The sequence below is a fragment of the Silicimonas algicola genome, assembly GCF_003148765.1.
GTDB lineage: Bacteria > Pseudomonadota > Alphaproteobacteria > Rhodobacterales > Rhodobacteraceae > Silicimonas > Silicimonas algicola.
This window is the reverse complement of sequence record NZ_QGGV01000001.1, coordinates 505,583-521,231: the sequence shown is the minus strand read 5'-3', so window position 1 is coordinate 521,231 and position 15,649 is coordinate 505,583. Positions and strand designations below refer to the sequence as shown.

Annotated in this window: 16 protein-coding genes; 3 read left to right on the top strand and 13 right to left on the bottom strand. The window is 66.6% G+C overall.

Translation table 11 applies throughout. The features are described 5' to 3' along the window. Positions 1-18 precede the first annotated feature (18 nt). From ruvB to ruvC, 3 genes are all read right to left on the bottom strand, one after another. On the bottom strand, positions 19-1,041 hold the full coding sequence (ruvB, locus tag C8D95_RS02680) for a Holliday junction branch migration DNA helicase RuvB (protein ID WP_109757956.1): 1,023 nt from the start codon (positions 1,039-1,041) through the stop codon (positions 19-21). Positions 1,042-1,141: 100 nt separating this feature from the next. Further along, positions 1,142-1,795, bottom strand: a complete 654-nt coding sequence (ruvA, locus tag C8D95_RS02675) for a Holliday junction branch migration protein RuvA (RefSeq protein WP_109757577.1) — start codon at positions 1,793-1,795, stop codon at positions 1,142-1,144. After that, a complete protein-coding gene (gene ruvC, locus C8D95_RS02670; RefSeq protein WP_109757576.1) occupies positions 1,792-2,286 on the bottom strand; it encodes a crossover junction endodeoxyribonuclease RuvC in 495 nt (164 codons plus the stop codon). The genes ruvA and ruvC overlap by 4 nt, the downstream gene beginning before the upstream one ends. A 354-nt stretch (positions 2,287-2,640) precedes the next feature. On the opposite strand from ruvC, the gene C8D95_RS02665 reads away from it, so the two are divergent. After that, positions 2,641-2,832: a DUF1127 domain-containing protein gene (locus C8D95_RS02665; protein ID WP_109757575.1), complete on the top strand. Its 192-nt coding sequence runs from the start codon at positions 2,641-2,643 to the stop codon at positions 2,830-2,832. A 100-nt stretch (positions 2,833-2,932) separates the two neighbouring features. Here the strand turns inward: C8D95_RS02665 and C8D95_RS02660 are convergent, their stop codons facing one another. The 4 genes from C8D95_RS02660 to C8D95_RS02645 form a co-directional block, all read right to left on the bottom strand. Then, the gene (locus tag C8D95_RS02660; protein ID WP_109757574.1) at positions 2,933-3,280 is read right to left on the bottom strand and encodes a hypothetical protein; all 348 of its coding nucleotides are present in this window, start codon (positions 3,278-3,280) and stop codon (positions 2,933-2,935) included. 101 nt (positions 3,281-3,381) lie between these two features. Next, a complete protein-coding gene (locus C8D95_RS02655; RefSeq protein ID WP_109757573.1) occupies positions 3,382-4,251 on the bottom strand; it encodes a 50S ribosomal protein L11 methyltransferase in 870 nt (289 codons plus the stop codon). 31 nt (positions 4,252-4,282) lie between these two features. Beyond that, positions 4,283-4,939 carry a peptide-methionine (S)-S-oxide reductase MsrA gene (gene msrA, locus C8D95_RS02650; RefSeq protein ID WP_109757572.1) on the bottom strand — a complete coding sequence of 219 codons (657 nt, stop codon included), beginning with the start codon at positions 4,937-4,939 and terminating at the stop codon, positions 4,283-4,285. Between the two features lie 53 nt (positions 4,940-4,992). After that, positions 4,993-6,219: an MFS transporter gene (locus C8D95_RS02645; RefSeq protein ID WP_109757571.1), complete on the bottom strand. Its 1,227-nt coding sequence runs from the start codon at positions 6,217-6,219 to the stop codon at positions 4,993-4,995. Positions 6,220-6,321: 102 nt separating this feature from the next. Here C8D95_RS02645 and C8D95_RS02640 point away from each other — a divergent pair, with 102 nt between their 5' ends. After that, positions 6,322-6,783 carry a hypothetical protein gene (locus C8D95_RS02640; protein WP_109757570.1) on the top strand — a complete coding sequence of 154 codons (462 nt, stop codon included), beginning with the start codon at positions 6,322-6,324 and terminating at the stop codon, positions 6,781-6,783. On the opposite strand, the gene C8D95_RS02635 is transcribed toward C8D95_RS02640, so the two are convergent. Then, entirely contained in the window at positions 6,777-8,969 is a 2,193-nt protein-coding gene (locus tag C8D95_RS02635; RefSeq protein ID WP_109757569.1) for a primosomal protein N', read from the bottom strand. The two genes, C8D95_RS02640 and C8D95_RS02635, sit on opposite strands and share 7 nt — an antisense overlap. A gap of 99 nt (positions 8,970-9,068) precedes the next feature. Here C8D95_RS02635 and fsa point away from each other — a divergent pair, with 99 nt between their 5' ends. After that, positions 9,069-9,722 carry a fructose-6-phosphate aldolase gene (fsa, locus tag C8D95_RS02630; RefSeq protein ID WP_109757568.1) on the top strand — a complete coding sequence of 218 codons (654 nt, stop codon included), beginning with the start codon at positions 9,069-9,071 and terminating at the stop codon, positions 9,720-9,722. A gap of 9 nt (positions 9,723-9,731) precedes the next feature. On the opposite strand, the gene murD is transcribed toward fsa, so the two are convergent. From murD to C8D95_RS02605, 5 genes are all read right to left on the bottom strand, one after another. Beyond that, positions 9,732-11,132: a UDP-N-acetylmuramoyl-L-alanine--D-glutamate ligase gene (gene murD, locus C8D95_RS02625; protein WP_109757567.1), complete on the bottom strand. Its 1,401-nt coding sequence runs from the start codon at positions 11,130-11,132 to the stop codon at positions 9,732-9,734. Positions 11,133-11,208: 76 nt separating this feature from the next. Next, positions 11,209-11,607: a DUF6524 family protein gene (locus C8D95_RS02620; RefSeq protein ID WP_109757566.1), complete on the bottom strand. Its 399-nt coding sequence runs from the start codon at positions 11,605-11,607 to the stop codon at positions 11,209-11,211. A gap of 4 nt (positions 11,608-11,611) precedes the next feature. After that, positions 11,612-12,694, bottom strand: a complete 1,083-nt coding sequence (gene mraY / locus C8D95_RS02615; protein ID WP_109757565.1) for a phospho-N-acetylmuramoyl-pentapeptide-transferase — start codon at positions 12,692-12,694, stop codon at positions 11,612-11,614. Then, complete coding sequence (locus C8D95_RS02610; RefSeq protein ID WP_109757955.1) at positions 12,695-14,107, bottom strand: UDP-N-acetylmuramoyl-tripeptide--D-alanyl-D-alanine ligase; 1,413 nt, start codon at positions 14,105-14,107, stop codon at positions 12,695-12,697. 38 nt (positions 14,108-14,145) lie between these two features. Continuing rightward, positions 14,146-15,648: a UDP-N-acetylmuramoyl-L-alanyl-D-glutamate--2,6-diaminopimelate ligase gene (locus C8D95_RS02605; protein ID WP_109757564.1), complete on the bottom strand. Its 1,503-nt coding sequence runs from the start codon at positions 15,646-15,648 to the stop codon at positions 14,146-14,148. Position 15,649: the final 1 nt, after the last annotated feature.

The following is a 15,649-nucleotide window of genomic DNA, read 5'->3' as shown; positions in this document are numbered from 1 at the left end:
CCTCCCTCACTATTCAGGTCAAATTAGCCTGCCCTGGTCCGGACCGGAAGGCGCAGACAGCCCCATGTGCGACCAGGCTCCCTGCGTCAGCATCCGCCCTCGAGGGGTACGCTGGATCAGCCCCTGCTGAAGCAGGAAGGGCTCGATGACTTCCTCGATGGCGTCGCGGCTTTCCGACAGCGCGGCGGACAGGGTCTCCACACCGACAGGTCCGCCCTGGTAATGTTCCGCAATCAGTCCGAGATACCGCCGATCCGCGCCGTCGAGGCCAAGGTGATCGACCCCAAGTCGCGTCAGAGCGCTGTCGGCCAGGTCCTGCGTCAGGACGCCGTCGCCCTCGACCAGCGCGAAATCGACCACCCGGCGCAAAAGGCGGCCGGCTATACGAGGCGTGCCCCTCGCGCGCTTCGCGATTTCGCGCGCGCCCTGGTCCTCGGCCGCGATGCCCAGAAGCCGGGCGCCCCGCGTCACGATCTCGAAAAGCTCGTCTTCGGTGTAGAACTGAAGCCGGATCGGGATGCCGAAGCGGTCCCGCAGCGGCGTCGTCAGAAGGCCGAGACGCGTTGTGGCGCCGACAAGGGTGAAAGGCTGAAGCTCGATTCGCACCGTCCGCGCCGCGGGGCCCTCGCCGATGACGAGGTCGAGTTCGAAGTCCTCGAGCGCCGGATAGAGCACCTCTTCGACAACAGGGTTCAGCCTGTGAATCTCGTCGATGAAAAGCACGTCCCTCGGCTCAAGATTCGTCAGGATCGCGGCCAGGTCGCCGGCCTTCGCCAGCACCGGCCCGCTCGTCATCCGGAAGTTCACGCCAAGCTCGCGCGCCACGATCTGAGCCAAGGTCGTCTTCCCCAGACCGGGCGGCCCGTGGAACAGCGTGTGATCCATCGCTTCGCCGCGTCGGCGGGCGCTTTCGATGAAGACGCGGAGGTTCGCGCGAGCCTCGGCCTGGCCGATGAACGCGCCAAGCGTCTGCGGCCTCAAGGCGCGGTCGGCGTCCTCCGGGCGCGGTTCGGGACGGACGAGAGGATCGGGTTCGCTCACCTTGTCCTCCATCGACCCGCAAGTCCTTCGGGGGAGTCCGAGGGGGCAGCGCGCCCTCGTCGGTCCGCACCGTCCGAAGCGCCCATGAAACGAGACGTGATCATCCCTTCGGCGCCAGGCGCCGGAGGGCGGCACGTATCAGGACCGTGGTATCCGCATCGGGATCGGCACCCGCCGCCTCGGCCACCGCGCCCGCTGCCTCGCCCGGCGCATATCCAAGGTTCTGGAGCGCCGACAGCGCCTCGGCCTGCGCGGAGGCGTTGACCGGCGCGGCAGGGCGGGGGGCGGTCTCGATCACCTCGCCGTCGTCGTCGGGCAGCCGCGGGGCGCCGCCCGTGCCAAGCGCCATCATCGCCGGCGCCTTGCCCTTCAACTCGTTCACCGCCCGCTGTGCGATCTTCGGGCCGACGCCCGGCGCCGCCTTGATCGCGTTCCAGTCGCCAAGGGCGATGGCGCGGGCGACCCCGTCGGGTCCGAGGGTGCCGAGGATGGCCATGGACGCCTTCGCGCCGATCCCTTGCACTCCCATAAGAAGCCTGTGCCATTCCTTCTCGACCAGGGTCGGAAATCCGAAAAGTTGAAGGAGATCCTCCCGAACGAGCAACTCGGTATAAAGCGCAGCCGCCTCACCTACGGGCGGAAGGCCGGCAAGCGTGCGGTCGCTGACGTGGACGACATAACCCACGCCCTTCACGTCGATCAGGACGTGGTCCGCGCCGCGGTGGTCGATCCGCCCTGCGATGCGCCCGATCATGACCTTATGCCTGCAAGCCGGGCGAGCGTTTGCGAGACGTGCGCATGGCAAATCGCGATGGCGAGCGCGTCGGCCGCGTCAGGGCCGGCGATCTCGACCCCCGGCAACTGCATCCGCACCATGTGGTCGACCTGGCGCTTGTCGGCATGACCTACACCCACCACCGCCTTCTTCACGGCGTTCGGCGCGTACTCCCCCACGACGATCCCGGCGCGCGAGGGCACCAGCATGGCGATGCCGCGGGCCTGCCCCAGCTTCAGCGTCGCTGCGCCATCGCGGTTCACGAAGGTCTGTTCCACGGCGGCTGCGTCGGGGGCAAAGCGCACGAAGACCTCGGACAGTTCTTCGAAGAGACGTGCGAGGCGCGCTCCGAGGGCGCCCTGCTCGGTACGGCAGACGCCGTTCGCGACGTGCGACAGGCGCGATCCCGACACGTCGACGATCCCCCATCCCAGAGCCCGCAGCCCCGGATCCAGCCCCATGACGCGCATGTTCCCGCCCTGCTCGTTCGCCTTTTCCCGAGGGAGTAGCACGAAACGCGAACATGGTCCAAGGAGATTGCGTCTGCGCCGGAAGTCGGAAGCGTGACGCTTCGGCCACGGTCGCCGTCGGATGCGTAGAATGCTGTACAGATCGAAGCCGCAACACTGTTGCGAAAAAGCTGGCCAATGCGACGTCGAACGCTTCCCAAAGGCCCCATTTTGCTTGCTTTCGCAACGGTCCTTCAGACACCCGTAACTCATGCTCCAAATGCATGACAGTCATGCATTTTCTCGTCTTGCTCGAAGTCGAGAACACGCCTAACTGCCCGGCTGCAATTCAACTCCGTCCGAAGGACTCTTCCAATGGCCAACGCGCACGTCTCTCCCGTCGTGACCGGCTTCGGCGACCGCTCCGCCCTCTCGCTCGCGACTCTCGTGTCGCGGCTGATCGCCTGGAACGACGCCCGCCGGACCCGCATCATCCTGTCCCGTCTCAGCGCTCACGAGTTGAACGACATCGGCTTGACCCGTGGCGACATCGACCTGATCCGCTGAACGGCGCCAGGGCTTCGACCAAAAAGAAAGGCCGTGTCCTGCGACACGGCCTTTCCTTGTGCGACCGAAGAAATTTCGCCGGACGCCTCCGGCATTGGTTCTATCGCACGAGGGAACTGAATTTCTGGGACAGCCACAGCGTCAGCGGGTCCGCCACCATCACGAAGGCGCCGCCCTTCTCGATCGCCGACCCCTGCGACAGGGCATCGACACGTTCTGCATAGGCTGCCGACCCGATCTGCGAGTGCAGGAAGCCCTTGAACGCGATCAGGACGATGACAACCATCGCTACACCGCGCAGGGTGGACCGATTGCTGCGTCGTTTCGGCCTGGCGACGACGAGCCCGTCGCTGTTCACCGAGGTTACATAGCCTTGCGAAAGCTTGGAGTGACGCCGGCTGATCCGGCGCATCCGGCGATCGAATTCTTCGAACTGAGAAGCAGACATATGGCAGGCTCCAGGACGCCGTCAATTGACCCGGCGTCTGACAGATATATGCCGGAATGTGGCAGCAATATGGCGTAAGTGACCGGAAAGCCTAGACTTCATTAGGAATCGGGGTCTTTTCGGGTCAACCTGAGCGTCGTCCAGTCAACAATGTCTTCTCTATGGGCAAGACTGAAACCAGCCTGCTCATAATGAGACACCACGGAGTCCGCCTGATCGACGAGGATACCGCTCAGAATCGCCGTCCCACCCGCAGCGATGACGCGCGCCATGTCGGGCGCGAGGTCGATGAGCGGACCCTTGAGGATATTCGCCAGCACAAGGTCGAACGGACCGCCGAGGCGCGGATGATCGAAGCCCACGGCTTCGACCGTCTCGACGCGGCCGGAAAGCCCGTTGGCGTCCAGGTTGACGCGCGCCACCTCGACCGCCACCAGATCGATGTCCGACGCGACGACCTCGGCATCCCAGACGGAGGCTGCCGCCATGGCAAGAACAGCGGTCCCGCACCCGATGTCGGCGATGCGAGCGGGTCGCACGCCCTCGTCCCTCATCCGGTCGATGACCCGCAGGCAGCCGAGCGTCGTGCCGTGGTGCCCCGTGCCGAAGGCCATCGCAGCCTCGATCAGAAGCGCCACGCGGCCCTCGGGGACGCGGTCGGCGTCATGGCTTCCGTAGACGAAGAAGCGCCCGGCCTCGACGGGTGTCAGCTCTCGCTTGACGTGGGCCACCCAGTCGGTGTCGGGCACCTCGGATACCGTAAAGGGCCGAGCGCCTTCCGAGGCGGCCAGAAGGGCCAGCGCCACATCGTCCGGCCGATCCTCGAAATAGACCCCGACCTCCCAGGTGTTCGAACCATCCTCGATCTCGAAGATGCCGACGCCGAAGGGGTCCAGAACCTCGACAGCCTCGACAAGCGCCTCGGCGCGGGCGCGGTCGTTCAGCGTGGTCAGCGCGGTCCAGGTGCTCATGGACCGCGCGTAGGCCTGGGCATGTCCGCCGTCAAGCGCCCACGCCGGTGCCTATCGGGCAGGTCACTCCGGTGCCGCCGACACCGCAATAGCCATTCGGGTTCTTGGCGAGGTACTGCTGGTGATAATCCTCGGCGAAGAAGAAGTCCGGCGCCTCGCGGATTTCGGTCGTCACGGCGCCATAGCCGGCAGCGTTCAGCCGGGGCCCGAAAGCCGCCTTCGACGCCTCGGCGGCCTCTTTCTGAGCTTCGGTGTGCCAATAGATCGCCGACCGGTACTGCGTGCCCGCGTCGTTGCCCTGCCGCATTCCTTGGGTCGGATCGTGACCCTCCCAGAAAGTGCGGAGAAGGTCGTCGTAGGAAATCACCGAGGGGTCATAGACCACGCGCACGGCTTCCGTATGGCCCGTGCGGCCCGAGCAGACTTCCTCGTAGGTCGGATTGGGGGTGTATCCGCCGGCATATCCGACCATCGTCGAGACGACGCCGTCCAGCTTCCAGAACATCCGTTCGACGCCCCAGAAGCAGCCCATTCCGAACACCGCGACCTCCATCCCCGCCGGCACCTCGGCTGACAGGGGCGTGCCATAGACGAAGTGCGTCTTCGCCGTGGAGACGGGCTGAGAGCGACCCGGCAGGGCGGCTTCGGGGCTGACCATCTCGCTCTTTTTCCGCAGCATCTGGAACATCGTGTGTCCTTTCGTTGACCTGCGACAGATATAGGCGTCGCGGGCCCGTCTTTCTACTCGACCGATGATGCGCGGAGGCCGGAAAAGATCGTCTCGTGCCCGGGGACCGGGTGACGGGGGATGAGAAGGGCGAGCAGCAGCGAAACAAGGGCCAGCAGGGCCGCGAACAGAAAAACCGCGCTCGGCGACACGATCCAGGCGTATCCGAGGGAAACCGGCAGAACGACCGCGGCGATGTGATTGATCGTGAAGGACACGGCGGCTGTCGGTGCGATGTCCGAGGGCGTCGCGATCTTCTGGAAGTATGTGCGCTTGGCAAAGGCCAGCGAAAAGAAGAGGTGGTCGAGAACGTAGAGTGTCGCCGCGACCCAGGCCGGCCAGCCGAAGACGTAAACGCCTGCGTAAGCCAGGAAGACGAAGACGAGGCCCGCGTATTCGAAGGCAAGGACGTTTCGCTCGCCCCACCTCGCCAAGCCGCGTCCCATCAGCGGCGCAAGGCCCATGTTGGCTATGTAGTTCACCAGGAAGAGCGCCGAAAGCTGGTGAACCTCGAACCCGAAGTGCTCGACCATCATGAAGGCGGCGAAGACCACGAAGATCTGGCGGCGCGCTCCGGTGATGAACTGAAGCGCGTAGTAGAGCCAGTAACGGCGACGCAGGACGAGCCGCTTGGTCTGTTCCTCGGCCTCGAAGTGCGGAAAGGCGGCGAGGCAGTAGATGGCGATGGCGACGCAGGCTCCGCCCGAAACGAGGTAGACGGTGTCGTAGCCAAGGTCGAAGACGTCCCAAGTCGCGACGAGCAGCCCGTAAGACACGAGCGACGCAGCCGAGCCCACGGCGACGAGCCAGCCCAGGACCTGCGGCGCACGGTCCCGCGGCAACCATTGAAGCTGAAGCGACTGGTAGACCGCCTCGAAGAAGTGAAACCCCACAGAAGACACGAGCGTGACGGCCAAAAGGCCTCCGAACGTCGGGAACCATGCCGTCACCGCCGTTGCGAGGCCCAGGGTCACGAGGGACAAGAGGGCTATGGATTGCTCGCGCATCACGACGAGGATCGGGATGATCGCGATTGCGAGAAATCCCGGTATCTCGCGCACCGTGTGAAGCCAGCCGATCTCGACGCCGGTGAAGGCCGCGCGCTCGAACACGAAGTTGTTCAGAAGCGCGCTCCAGGTCGAAAAGGCGAGTGGCATGGCGACGGCCATGAGGACAAGCAATGCCACCGGCCCCTGCCGAAGGGGACGCGTCCGAGTCTGGTCCAGCGAGAGAGCGCGCATTGCCAAGCGCTTACGCCCTTCACCTGCCATTCACCAGAGCTTCCGATTGGCGCAGGGGGGGCGTTCAATCGGGGTTAACTTCCCTCGGGCTATCCGGGGCGCATGAATCGCCACGTCCTAGCCGCCGTCGCCCTTTTGACGCACGCCGTCCCTGCCTTCGCCGGGCCGCCCGACCGCCTCTCGATCCTGATGGGATCCTACCACGCCGACGCAACGCTCGAATTCGAGCAGACCAATCCGGGCATCTTCCTCGACTGGGACAATCCGTCCGGCACGACGCTCACCGTCGGCGTCTATCGCAACTCCTACGGCAGGCGGTCGCTTGCGCTTTCGGCCTCTCGGACGATCCTTCGGCGCGGGGAATTGAGCCTCGAGGGGTTCGTGGGCCTCGCGCATTATCCGGGCGACGGTCACAAGGTGCCGGTCGCCGTTGGCGACGTGGTTCCCATCGCGGGGCTGAAGGTGCGCTACCGCAAGGCATTCGCTCTGATGATCCCCGGCGATGGCGCGACGACCGACGCCATCTTCGCCTATGGATTGAGCTTCGACCTTGGGCGTCAGTAAAAGGTCTGCGGGTCGATATCGACCGACAGGCGGAAGTCGCCCGGCAGCTTGATCTGGGCGATCCAGCGGGCCAGCGCCGGCTGCAGAGGCGCGCCCTTGTCGGCCTTGACCAGAAGCCGGACGCGATGGCGCCCCCGGATGCGCGCGATAGGTGCGGCGGCGGGGCCATAGACCTGCGCGCCGATACGGCGCAGTGGCTCCGTCCGGGCGGCGAGCGCCTTGCCAACGTCGAAGACCTGCTGAATGTCAGTCGACGACAGGACGATCCCAGCCATCCGGCCATAGGGCGGGACGCCGGCATGACGCCGTTCGGCGGCCTCGGTGCGCCAGAACTCCTCCTCGTCGCCCGACAGGATGGCGCGTATCACCGGGTGCTCGGGCTGAAAGGTCTGGAGAAGGGCAAGGCCCGGACGCTCGGCCCGCCCGGCCCGGCCAGAGACCTGACGCATCAACTGGAACGTCCGCTCGGCCGCCCTGAGGTCCGAGCCCTGCAAACCGAGGTCCGCGTCGATCACTCCGACCAAGGTCAGAAGCGGGAAGTTATGCCCCTTGGCGACGATCTGCGTCCCGATGACGATGTCTGCGCCACCCTCGGCGATCTCCTCGATCCGCGCCTTCAGCGCGCGGGCCGAGCCGAACAGATCGGACGACAAGACGGAAACACGGGCATCGGGAAAGAGCGCCGCCACCTCTTCGGCCAGCCTCTCGACCCCAGGGCCCACGGGGGCGAGACGATCCTCGGCCTCGCATGACGGACACTTGGCCGGGATCGGTTTCGTCTCGCCGCACTGATGGCAGACCAGTCGCTTCTGGAAACGGTGCTCGACCATCCGCGCGTCGCAATGGTCGCAGCCGATCTGGTGCCCGCAGGCGCGGCAAATCGTGACGGGCGCGTAGCCCCGCCTGTTGAGAAAGAGAAGCGACTGTTCCCTCGCCTCGATCCGCGCCCGTACCTCCCGAGCCAGCGTGTCCGAGATCCAGCGGTTCGATGGCAGCGGCTCGTTGCGCATGTCGATGGCCCGCATCTCGGGCAGGACGGCCTCGCCGAAGCGCGTGGTCAACGTGAGGCGCGCGTACTTTCCGGCTTCGACATTGGCCCAGGATTCGAGCGAGGGCGTCGCCGACGCCAGCACGACTTGCGCGTTTTCGATCGAGGCGCGCAGCACCGCCATGTCGCGGGCGTTGTAAAGAACGCCGTCCTCCTGCTTGTAGGAGGTGTCGTGTTCTTCATCGACGACGATCAGCCCGAGGTCGCGAAACGGCAGGAACAAGGCGGACCGCGCGCCCACGACCAGATCCGCGCCACCCTCGCCCACCATGCGCCATGCGCGCCGGCGCTCGGTCATGGTGACGCCCGAATGCCACTCGGCGGGACGCGCGCCGAAGCGGTCCTCGACCCGGTTGAGGAAGCCCGCGGTCAGGGCGATCTCGGGCAAAAGGACAAGGGCCTGCCGGCCCGCGCGCAGGCAGGCGGCGACGGCTTCGAGGTAGACCTCGGTCTTGCCCGACCCGGTGACGCCCTTGAGAAGGGTCGTGCCATAGCTGCGCGAGGCGACGCCCGCCGTCAGGACATCCGCCGCAGCCTGCTGTTCGTCGGTCAGGGCCTGGCGTGACGCGTCCGGATCGAGCCGCGGATAGGCCGTATCGCGCGGGCTCTGTTCCTCGGCGACGACACCCTGCTTCACGAGACCCTTGACCACCGTCGTCGAGACGCCCGCCATTTCGGCCAGTTCGCCAAGCGTGAAGGCGAGACCGCCATAATCGTCGAGGACCGCCATCACCTTGCGCCGCGCGTCCGTCCACCGGTCCGGCGCTTCGGTCGTGCCCCTGCGATAGACGATGCGCATCGACGGCGGGTCGCCCAGCCCCGGCGAGCGCGTGGCGAGCCGAAGCATCGCCGGCATCGGCGTCAGGGTGTATTCGGCTGCGCGCAACAGGAATTGCCGCATCTCCTCGCGCATCGGTGCGGCGTCGAGAACGCGGATGACGCTGCGCACCTTCGCGAGGTCATAGCCGCCCTCGCCCTCGCTCCAGACGACGCCCAGAACCTTGCGCGGACCAAGCGGCACCTCGACGAAAGCGCCTTGGAAACACCCGCCCTCGGGGGCCTTGTAGTCGAGCGTGCGGTCCAGGGGCTGGGTCGTCAGGACCGAGATCAGGTCGCCTTCGTCGAAGAATCCCGGCACGCGTTCCCGGCCCTTTCCGCTCAGAACGGGGGTTCAGCCCCCCGTGTCGTTGCGCTATCACTGCCACGAAACCCCGACGCTGCGCCAGAGAGGGCCCTCATGAAATTCTTCGTCGATACCGCCGACATAGACGCCATCCGCGAGCTTCACGAGCTTGGCATGGTCGATGGCGTGACCACGAACCCGTCGCTGATCGCCAAGTCCGGCCGCGACATCAAGGAGGTCACAAAGGAAATTTGCGACATGGTCTCGGGCCCGGTCAGCTCCGAGACGGTTGCTCTCGACTCGGAGACCATGATCGCCGAGGGCCGGGAACTGGCCAAGATCGCGGACAACATCGTTATCAAGGTTCCACTGACGTGGGACGGGCTGAAGGCCTGCAAGGTCCTGACGGGCGAGGGCCGAATGGTCAACGTTACGCTCTGCTTCTCGGCGAACCAGGCGATCCTCGCGGCCAAGGCCGGGGCCACCTTCGTGTCGCCCTTCATCGGACGCCTCGACGACCTCAACCTCGACGGCATGGACCTGATCGCGGATATCCGCGAGATTTACGACAACTACGACTTCGAGACCCAGATCCTCGCCGCCTCGATCCGCTCGGCCAACCACATGAGCGAAGCCGCGAAGATCGGCGCCGACGTGGCGACCGCCCCGCCCGACGTCATCAAGAAGATGGTGGCGCACCCGCTGACCGATAAAGGCCTCGAAGGCTTCCTGAAGGACTGGGCGAAGACGGGTCAGAAGATCCTCTGACGTCGAGGATCAGGAGGGGAGCGTCGCGACCTCGGCCGCGAAATCCTCACCGCGCCTCTCGAAGTTGTCGTACTGGTCGAAGCTTGCGGCGGCCGGCGCAAGAAGGACCGTCTCGCCCGGCTGCGCCTCGGCAGCGGCGCGGGCGACAGCGACCGCCATCGTCTCGCAGACCTCATGCGGGATCTGCGAGATCTCCAGCGCCGTCTCATGCGCGTGCCGGCCAATGACATAGGCCTTCACAACGTGGTCGAGGTGCCCCTTGAGGGGCGTCAGCCCGCCGTCCTTCAACTGGCCGCCAACGATCCAGCGGATGCGATCGAACGCCTCCAGGGCGCATTGCGCGGCGTCCGTGTTCGTGGCCTTCGAATCGTTGACGTAGGTGACCCCGCCCTTCTCGGCGACGATCTGGCTCCGGTGCGGCAGGCCCTCGAAGGTACGGAAACCTTCTTCGATCTGCTTTGGCGAAAGGCCCAGGGCGCGAAGTGCGCCGTAGGCCGCGCAGGCGTTCTGGTGATTGTGCGCGCCTGGCAGTCCCCTGATGCCGCGAAGATCGACAGAGGCGACCTGCCGCGCCTTGCGGGTCTCTGACAGGAACCCCTTGCGCGCGCAGACCGACCATCCCGGACCCTCGAGCTTGCGGTCCACGGACACCCGGATCACGCGGTCGTCGCCCGGTCCTTCGCCCATCTGGTTGGCAAGATAGCGACCCTCGACCTCGTCCACACCGATCACGGCCCGGTCCGGTCCCCCCTCGGCGAAGAGGCGGCGCTTGGCGGCGAAATAACCGCCCATACCTGCGTGCCGGTCGAGATGGTCGGGTGAGAGGTTGGTGAAGACCGCTACGTCGGGCGTCAGCGCACGGGCCAGGTCGGTCTGATAGGACGACAGTTCCAGCACTACGACGCCGGCATCGCCTGGCGGGTCGATGTCGAGAACGCCGCGCCCGATGTTGCCGGCCAGCTGGCTCTCGCGGCCCGAGGCGAGAAGGCAATGATGGATCAGCGCCGAGGTCGTCGACTTGCCGTTCGATCCGGTCACCGCGACAACGCGGGGCGGGATGTCGAAGCTGTCCCAGTCGGGAGTGGCGAGGGATCGGAAGAACATCCCGATGTCGTTGTCGACCGGCACGCCCGCGTCGATGGCCGCGGCGATCCAGCGATTCGGTTCGGGATAGAGGTGCGGGATCCCGGGGCTGACGATCAGGGCGGCGACGCCTGTCCATGCTTCGCGGCGGGAGGGGTCGTGAAGGGTGAAGCCTTCTGCCGCCGCCTTGTCCCGTGCGTCCTCGCTGTCGTCCCAGAGCAGAGGCTCGGCGCCGCCTGCCTTCAGCGCGCGGGCGGCGGACAGGCCTGACCGGCCCAGTCCCAGGACCGCGATCCGAGTGCCTTCTACACCTCGCACCGGGATCACGCGGAGGCTCCCAGACCGAGACGCTTGACGACCCGGCATATATCCGCTGCGCAACCCGAGATGACCACGCGGCGCATCAGCCCTCGCTCGTGTCGTCGGTCTCGAACTGACCGGAAAGCTTGCGCCACAGGATACCCCAGTACATGCCGACGGCCAGCACGACCGAGAGCGCCAGCAGCGCCAGCCATGTGTTCGCCGTTGGGTTCTCGAGGCTGAGCCAGCCGAAGTCCGACGCCACCCAGACAAGCGCCGCGACGAGGGCGAGGATCAGGACGACGCCCACCCCGCCGATCCCGCGCAGCACGGCCGTGAAGAACAGGACGTAGGCGATCAGAAGAACGACGCCGCCCAGGACGACCAGCGGCATCTGCTCGTCCCACTGCGCCATCGCCCATCTGACATAGTTCAGGTCGGTCGGGTTGTACGTCGCGGCCAGAAGGACGAAGGCAACCAGCCAGCGGATGACGAAGCCCATGATCTTACCTCACCTTCAGCGTGGCCAGGCCGACAAGGGCCAGGATCAGCGCGATGATCCAGAAGCGGATCACGATCTGCGGCTCGGACCAGCCCTTCTTCTCGAAATGATGGTGGATCGGGGCCATCAGGAAAACCCGCTTTCCGGTGCGCTTGAAATAAGCCACCTGGATGATGACCGACATCGCCTCGACGACGAAGAGACCCCCGATGATGGACAGGACGATCTCGTGCTTGGTCGCGACGGCGATGGCGCCCAAGGCACCGCCGAGTGCAAGGGATCCGGTATCCCCCATGAAGACGGCGGCGGGCGGGGCATTGTACCATAGGAACCCCAATCCGCCGCCGATGAGGCCGGCCGTGAAGATCAGGATTTCGCCGGTGCCCGGCACGTAGTTGATGCCGAGGTATTCGGTGAAGTCGGTGCGGCCCACGGAATAGGCGATGATGCCGAGCGAGCCCGCAGCGATCATCACCGGCATGACGGCAAGGCCATCCAGGCCATCGGTCAGGTTCACCGCATTTGCCGAGCCCACGATGACCAGCATCGCGAAAGGCACGAAGAGCAGGCCCATATTCACAAGCCCGCTGACGACCGGGATCGCGAGCTGGTTCGTGAGGGACTCGGGATGCAGCCAGGCCGCCCAGACCCCAGCGACGGCGGCGATGGCGAAGCCGATGGCAAGCCGCGTCCGCCCCGAGATGCCGGCGTGAGTGTGCTTCGTGACCTTCTGATAGTCGTCCGTGAAACCGATCAGCCCGAAGGCCAGGGTAACGAAGAGGATCATCCAGATGAAGCCGCCGTCGAGCCGCGCCCAGAGAAGCGTCGAGGTCATCAGCGCGCCCAGGATCAGCACACCTCCCATCGTCGGTGTGCCCGCCTTCGTGGTCAGGTGGCTGGCGGGGCCGTCGTCTCGGATCGGCTGGCCGCGCTTCTGCTTCGATTTCAAGAGATTGATGAGAGGCCGGCCAAAAAGGAAACCGAAGATCAGCGCCGTGAAGAAGGCGCCGCCTGCCCGGAAGGTGATATAGCGGAAGAGGTTGAAGAAATCGCCGCCGTCCGAAAACGCGGTGAGCCAGTACAGCATCTATGCCAGTCCCTTTTCCTCTTCCCGGTCCGTCACGCGTGACAGCTTGCGCAGCGCGTCGACGACCAGGCTGACCTTCGACCCCTTCGATCCCTTCACCAGCACCACGTCGCCCGCCCCGATGAGCCGGTGCGCGATCTGCGCGAGTTCGGGCGCCGTGTCGACCCACCTCCCGCGCTTGTGAGCCGGCAGAGCCTCGTAGAGCGCTCGCATCCTCGGTCCGACGCACTCGACGCGGTCGATCCTCTCCATCGCCGGATGGGCGGCGAGGTCGGCATGGAGAGCCAGTTCCTCGACCCCCAGTTCCAGCATGTCGCCCAGGATGGCGATGCGCCTGCCCCGGCCACGACCGTCCTGCGTCGCGCCGGTCGGCATCTGCGCCAGCACTTCGAAGGCGGCCGTCATGGAGGCGGGGTTGGCATTGAAGGCATCGTCGATCAAGTCGGCGGTCAGATCCTCGACCTGGTCCAGCACAAGCGTCTCGCGTTGGCCCCGTCCAGCCGGTGCACGCCACAGGCCGATGTCACAGGCCGCGATGTCGGTGTCGACGTCCAGCACGAGGGCTGCGCCGTAGACGGCAAGGGCATTCATCGCAAAATGCCGTCCCGGCGCCCCCACCTTCAGGATGAAGGACCGCCCGCCGAAGTGGCCCTCGACGACGCTCGCCGTGGCGCAGAGCGTGACGCTGTCGGCCCGCAAGGCGGCGTCGGCGTGCTCGCCGAAGCCGATGCGCCGCGCGGCGTGCAGCTTCGCGCCGGCGTTCAGGATCGGCGCGGTCTCGACATCGGCGTTGAACAGCGCCGTTCCGCCCGGTTCGAGCCCGCGAAAGATCGCCGCCTTCTCTTCGGCGATGGCTTCGACGCTGTCGAAGGCCTCGAGATGCGCCGCGGCCACCGTGGTGACGATGGCGACGTCGGGCCGGGCGAGGCGCGCGAGCGGCTCGATCTCGCCGGGATGGTTCATGCCGATCTCGATGACCGCAAAGTCGGTCTCGGCCGGCATCCGCGCCAGCGTCAGCGGAACGCCCCAGTGGTTGTTGTAGCTTGCTTCGGCGGCGTGGGTGCGACCCTGCGCCGAAAGGACATGACGCAGCATCTCCTTTGTCGAGGTCTTGCCGGCCGAGCCGGTGATGGCCACGACCTTGGCTGCCGTCCGTTCCCGCGCTGCCGCTCCCAGGCGTTCCAGCGCGGCGAGGACATCGGGAACGACGAGGAGGCACGCATCCCTGTCCAAGCCTTCAGGCACGCGCGACACAAGCGCGGCCGCAGCCCCCCGGTTCAAGGCGTCGGCGACGAAATCATGACCGTCGCGGACGTCCGTCAGCGCCACGAACAGGTCGCCCGGCTTCAGCGTGCGCGTGTCGATGGACACACCCGTCGCGGTCCACGCAGGGCCAAGCGCCTCGGCGCCCATCACGGCGCGGGCGGCCGCGGACGTCCAGAGGGGGACGGTCACAGCCCCTTCCCGTCCAGCGCCGCGACGGCGACGCTGGCTTGTTCGGCATCGTCGAAGGGAAGGATGGCGTCGCCGACGATCTGGCCCGTCTCGTGGCCCTTGCCCGCGACAAGAAGCGTGTCGCCTGGGGACAAGGCGTCCACGGCGCGCAGGATCGCCTCGGCGCGGTCGCCGACCTCGATCACCTCTGCGGCTCCCAGCCGGGTGCCGGCCAGGACCTCGGCCCGGATCAGCGAGGGGTCCTCCGAGCGGGGGTTGTCGTCGGTGACGAAGACGACGTCGGCATGATCGGCGGCGGCGCGTCCCATGAGAGGGCGCTTGCCCTTGTCGCGGTCGCCGCCCGCGCCGAAAACGACCACGAGGCGACCGAGGACGTGCGGCCTGACAGCCCTCAGCGCCGTCGCCAGGGCGTCGGGCGTATGCGCGTAGTCGATGAAGACCGTCGCGCCGTTCTCGCGCCGCGCGGCGAACTGCATCCGGCCGCGCACGGTCTGAAGCGTGTGCATCGTGTCGAAGGTCTCTTCCGGCTCGGCGCCCGTCGCGATGCACAGCCCTGCGGCGATCAGCGCGTTCTCGGCCTGGAATCCGCCGATGAGACCCATGCGCACCTGCCGGATGCGGCCCCCCCACTCGAAGCGCAGCTCCTGCCCCGTCGCGTCGAACCTCTGGCCGAGGATCTGGAGCGCCGCGCGGCGGTCGCGTCCCACGGTCAGCACGTCAAGGCCGCGCATGTCGGCCACCTCGGCCATGCGCGGACCCCAGGCGTCGTCGATGTTGATGACGGCTGCCGCATCCTCGGGCAGCACGCGGTCGAAGAGCCCCGCCTTGGCGGCGAAGTAGTCCTCGAAGTCGGCATGGTAGTCGAGGTGATCCTGGCTGAGATTGGTGAAGGCCCCCGCCGACAGACGCACCCCGTCCAGTCGCCGCTGCGCCAGCCCGTGGGACGACGCCTCCATCGCCATGTGCGTGACGCCCGCCTCCGCCATCTGGGCCAATGCGCGGTGCAGCGTGATCGGTTCGGGCGTCGTGTGGCGGAGGGGCATGGTAAAGGCGCCCTCGATCCCTGTCGTGCCCACGCTGGCCGCCTCGGCCCCCATCTCGGTCCAGAGCTGCCGGGTGAAGCTCGCCACGCTGGTCTTGCCGTTGGTGCCCGTGACGGCGACCTGAACGTCGGGCTGGTCCTCGAACCAGAGTGCTGCAGCGAAGGCGAGCGCCTCTCGCGGTTCTTCGACCACGATGAGCGGCACGCCGCTCTCTGTCAGCACGGCCTGGGCAATCTCGGCGCCCTTGCGGTCGGTGAGGACCGCGCCCGCGCGCTGCCGCACGGCGTACTGGATGAATTCCCCGCCATGCACCTTCGCGCCGGGCAGCGCGGCGAAGAGATGACCTTCCGACACGTCGCGGCTGTCGACGGACAAGCCTGTCACACGGGCGCCGGCCACGTTCTTCGCCGTCAGCCCGAGCTCGGCCAGTGTCTTGGTCTTTGGCCGGGTCTGCATC

What these genes read in the sequence shown, in the direction of transcription:
- C8D95_RS02640 (WP_109757570.1), top strand. Translation starts at nt 6,322, where the DNA reads ATGAATCGCCACGTCCTAGCCGCCGTCGCCCTTTTGACGCACGCCGTC.
- ruvA (WP_109757577.1), bottom strand. Translation starts at nt 1,795, where the DNA reads ATGATCGGGCGCATCGCAGGGCGGATCGACCACCGCGGCGCGGACCAC.
- C8D95_RS02665 (WP_109757575.1), top strand. Translation starts at nt 2,641, where the DNA reads ATGGCCAACGCGCACGTCTCTCCCGTCGTGACCGGCTTCGGCGACCGC.
- C8D95_RS02620 (WP_109757566.1), bottom strand. Translation starts at nt 11,607, where the DNA reads ATGGGCTTCGTCATCCGCTGGCTGGTTGCCTTCGTCCTTCTGGCCGCG.
- mraY (WP_109757565.1), bottom strand. Translation starts at nt 12,694, where the DNA reads ATGCTGTACTGGCTCACCGCGTTTTCGGACGGCGGCGATTTCTTCAAC.
- C8D95_RS02605 (WP_109757564.1), bottom strand. Translation starts at nt 15,648, where the DNA reads ATGCAGACCCGGCCAAAGACCAAGACACTGGCCGAGCTCGGGCTGACG.
- C8D95_RS02645 (WP_109757571.1), bottom strand. Translation starts at nt 6,219, where the DNA reads ATGCGCGCTCTCTCGCTGGACCAGACTCGGACGCGTCCCCTTCGGCAG.
- fsa (WP_109757568.1), top strand. Translation starts at nt 9,069, where the DNA reads ATGAAATTCTTCGTCGATACCGCCGACATAGACGCCATCCGCGAGCTT.
- ruvC (WP_109757576.1), bottom strand. Translation starts at nt 2,286, where the DNA reads ATGCGCGTCATGGGGCTGGATCCGGGGCTGCGGGCTCTGGGATGGGGG.
- msrA (WP_109757572.1), bottom strand. Translation starts at nt 4,939, where the DNA reads ATGTTCCAGATGCTGCGGAAAAAGAGCGAGATGGTCAGCCCCGAAGCC.
- C8D95_RS02660 (WP_109757574.1), bottom strand. Translation starts at nt 3,280, where the DNA reads ATGTCTGCTTCTCAGTTCGAAGAATTCGATCGCCGGATGCGCCGGATC.
- C8D95_RS02610 (WP_109757955.1), bottom strand. Translation starts at nt 14,107, where the DNA reads ATGGGCGCCGAGGCGCTTGGCCCTGCGTGGACCGCGACGGGTGTGTCC.
- C8D95_RS02655 (WP_109757573.1), bottom strand. Translation starts at nt 4,251, where the DNA reads ATGAGCACCTGGACCGCGCTGACCACGCTGAACGACCGCGCCCGCGCC.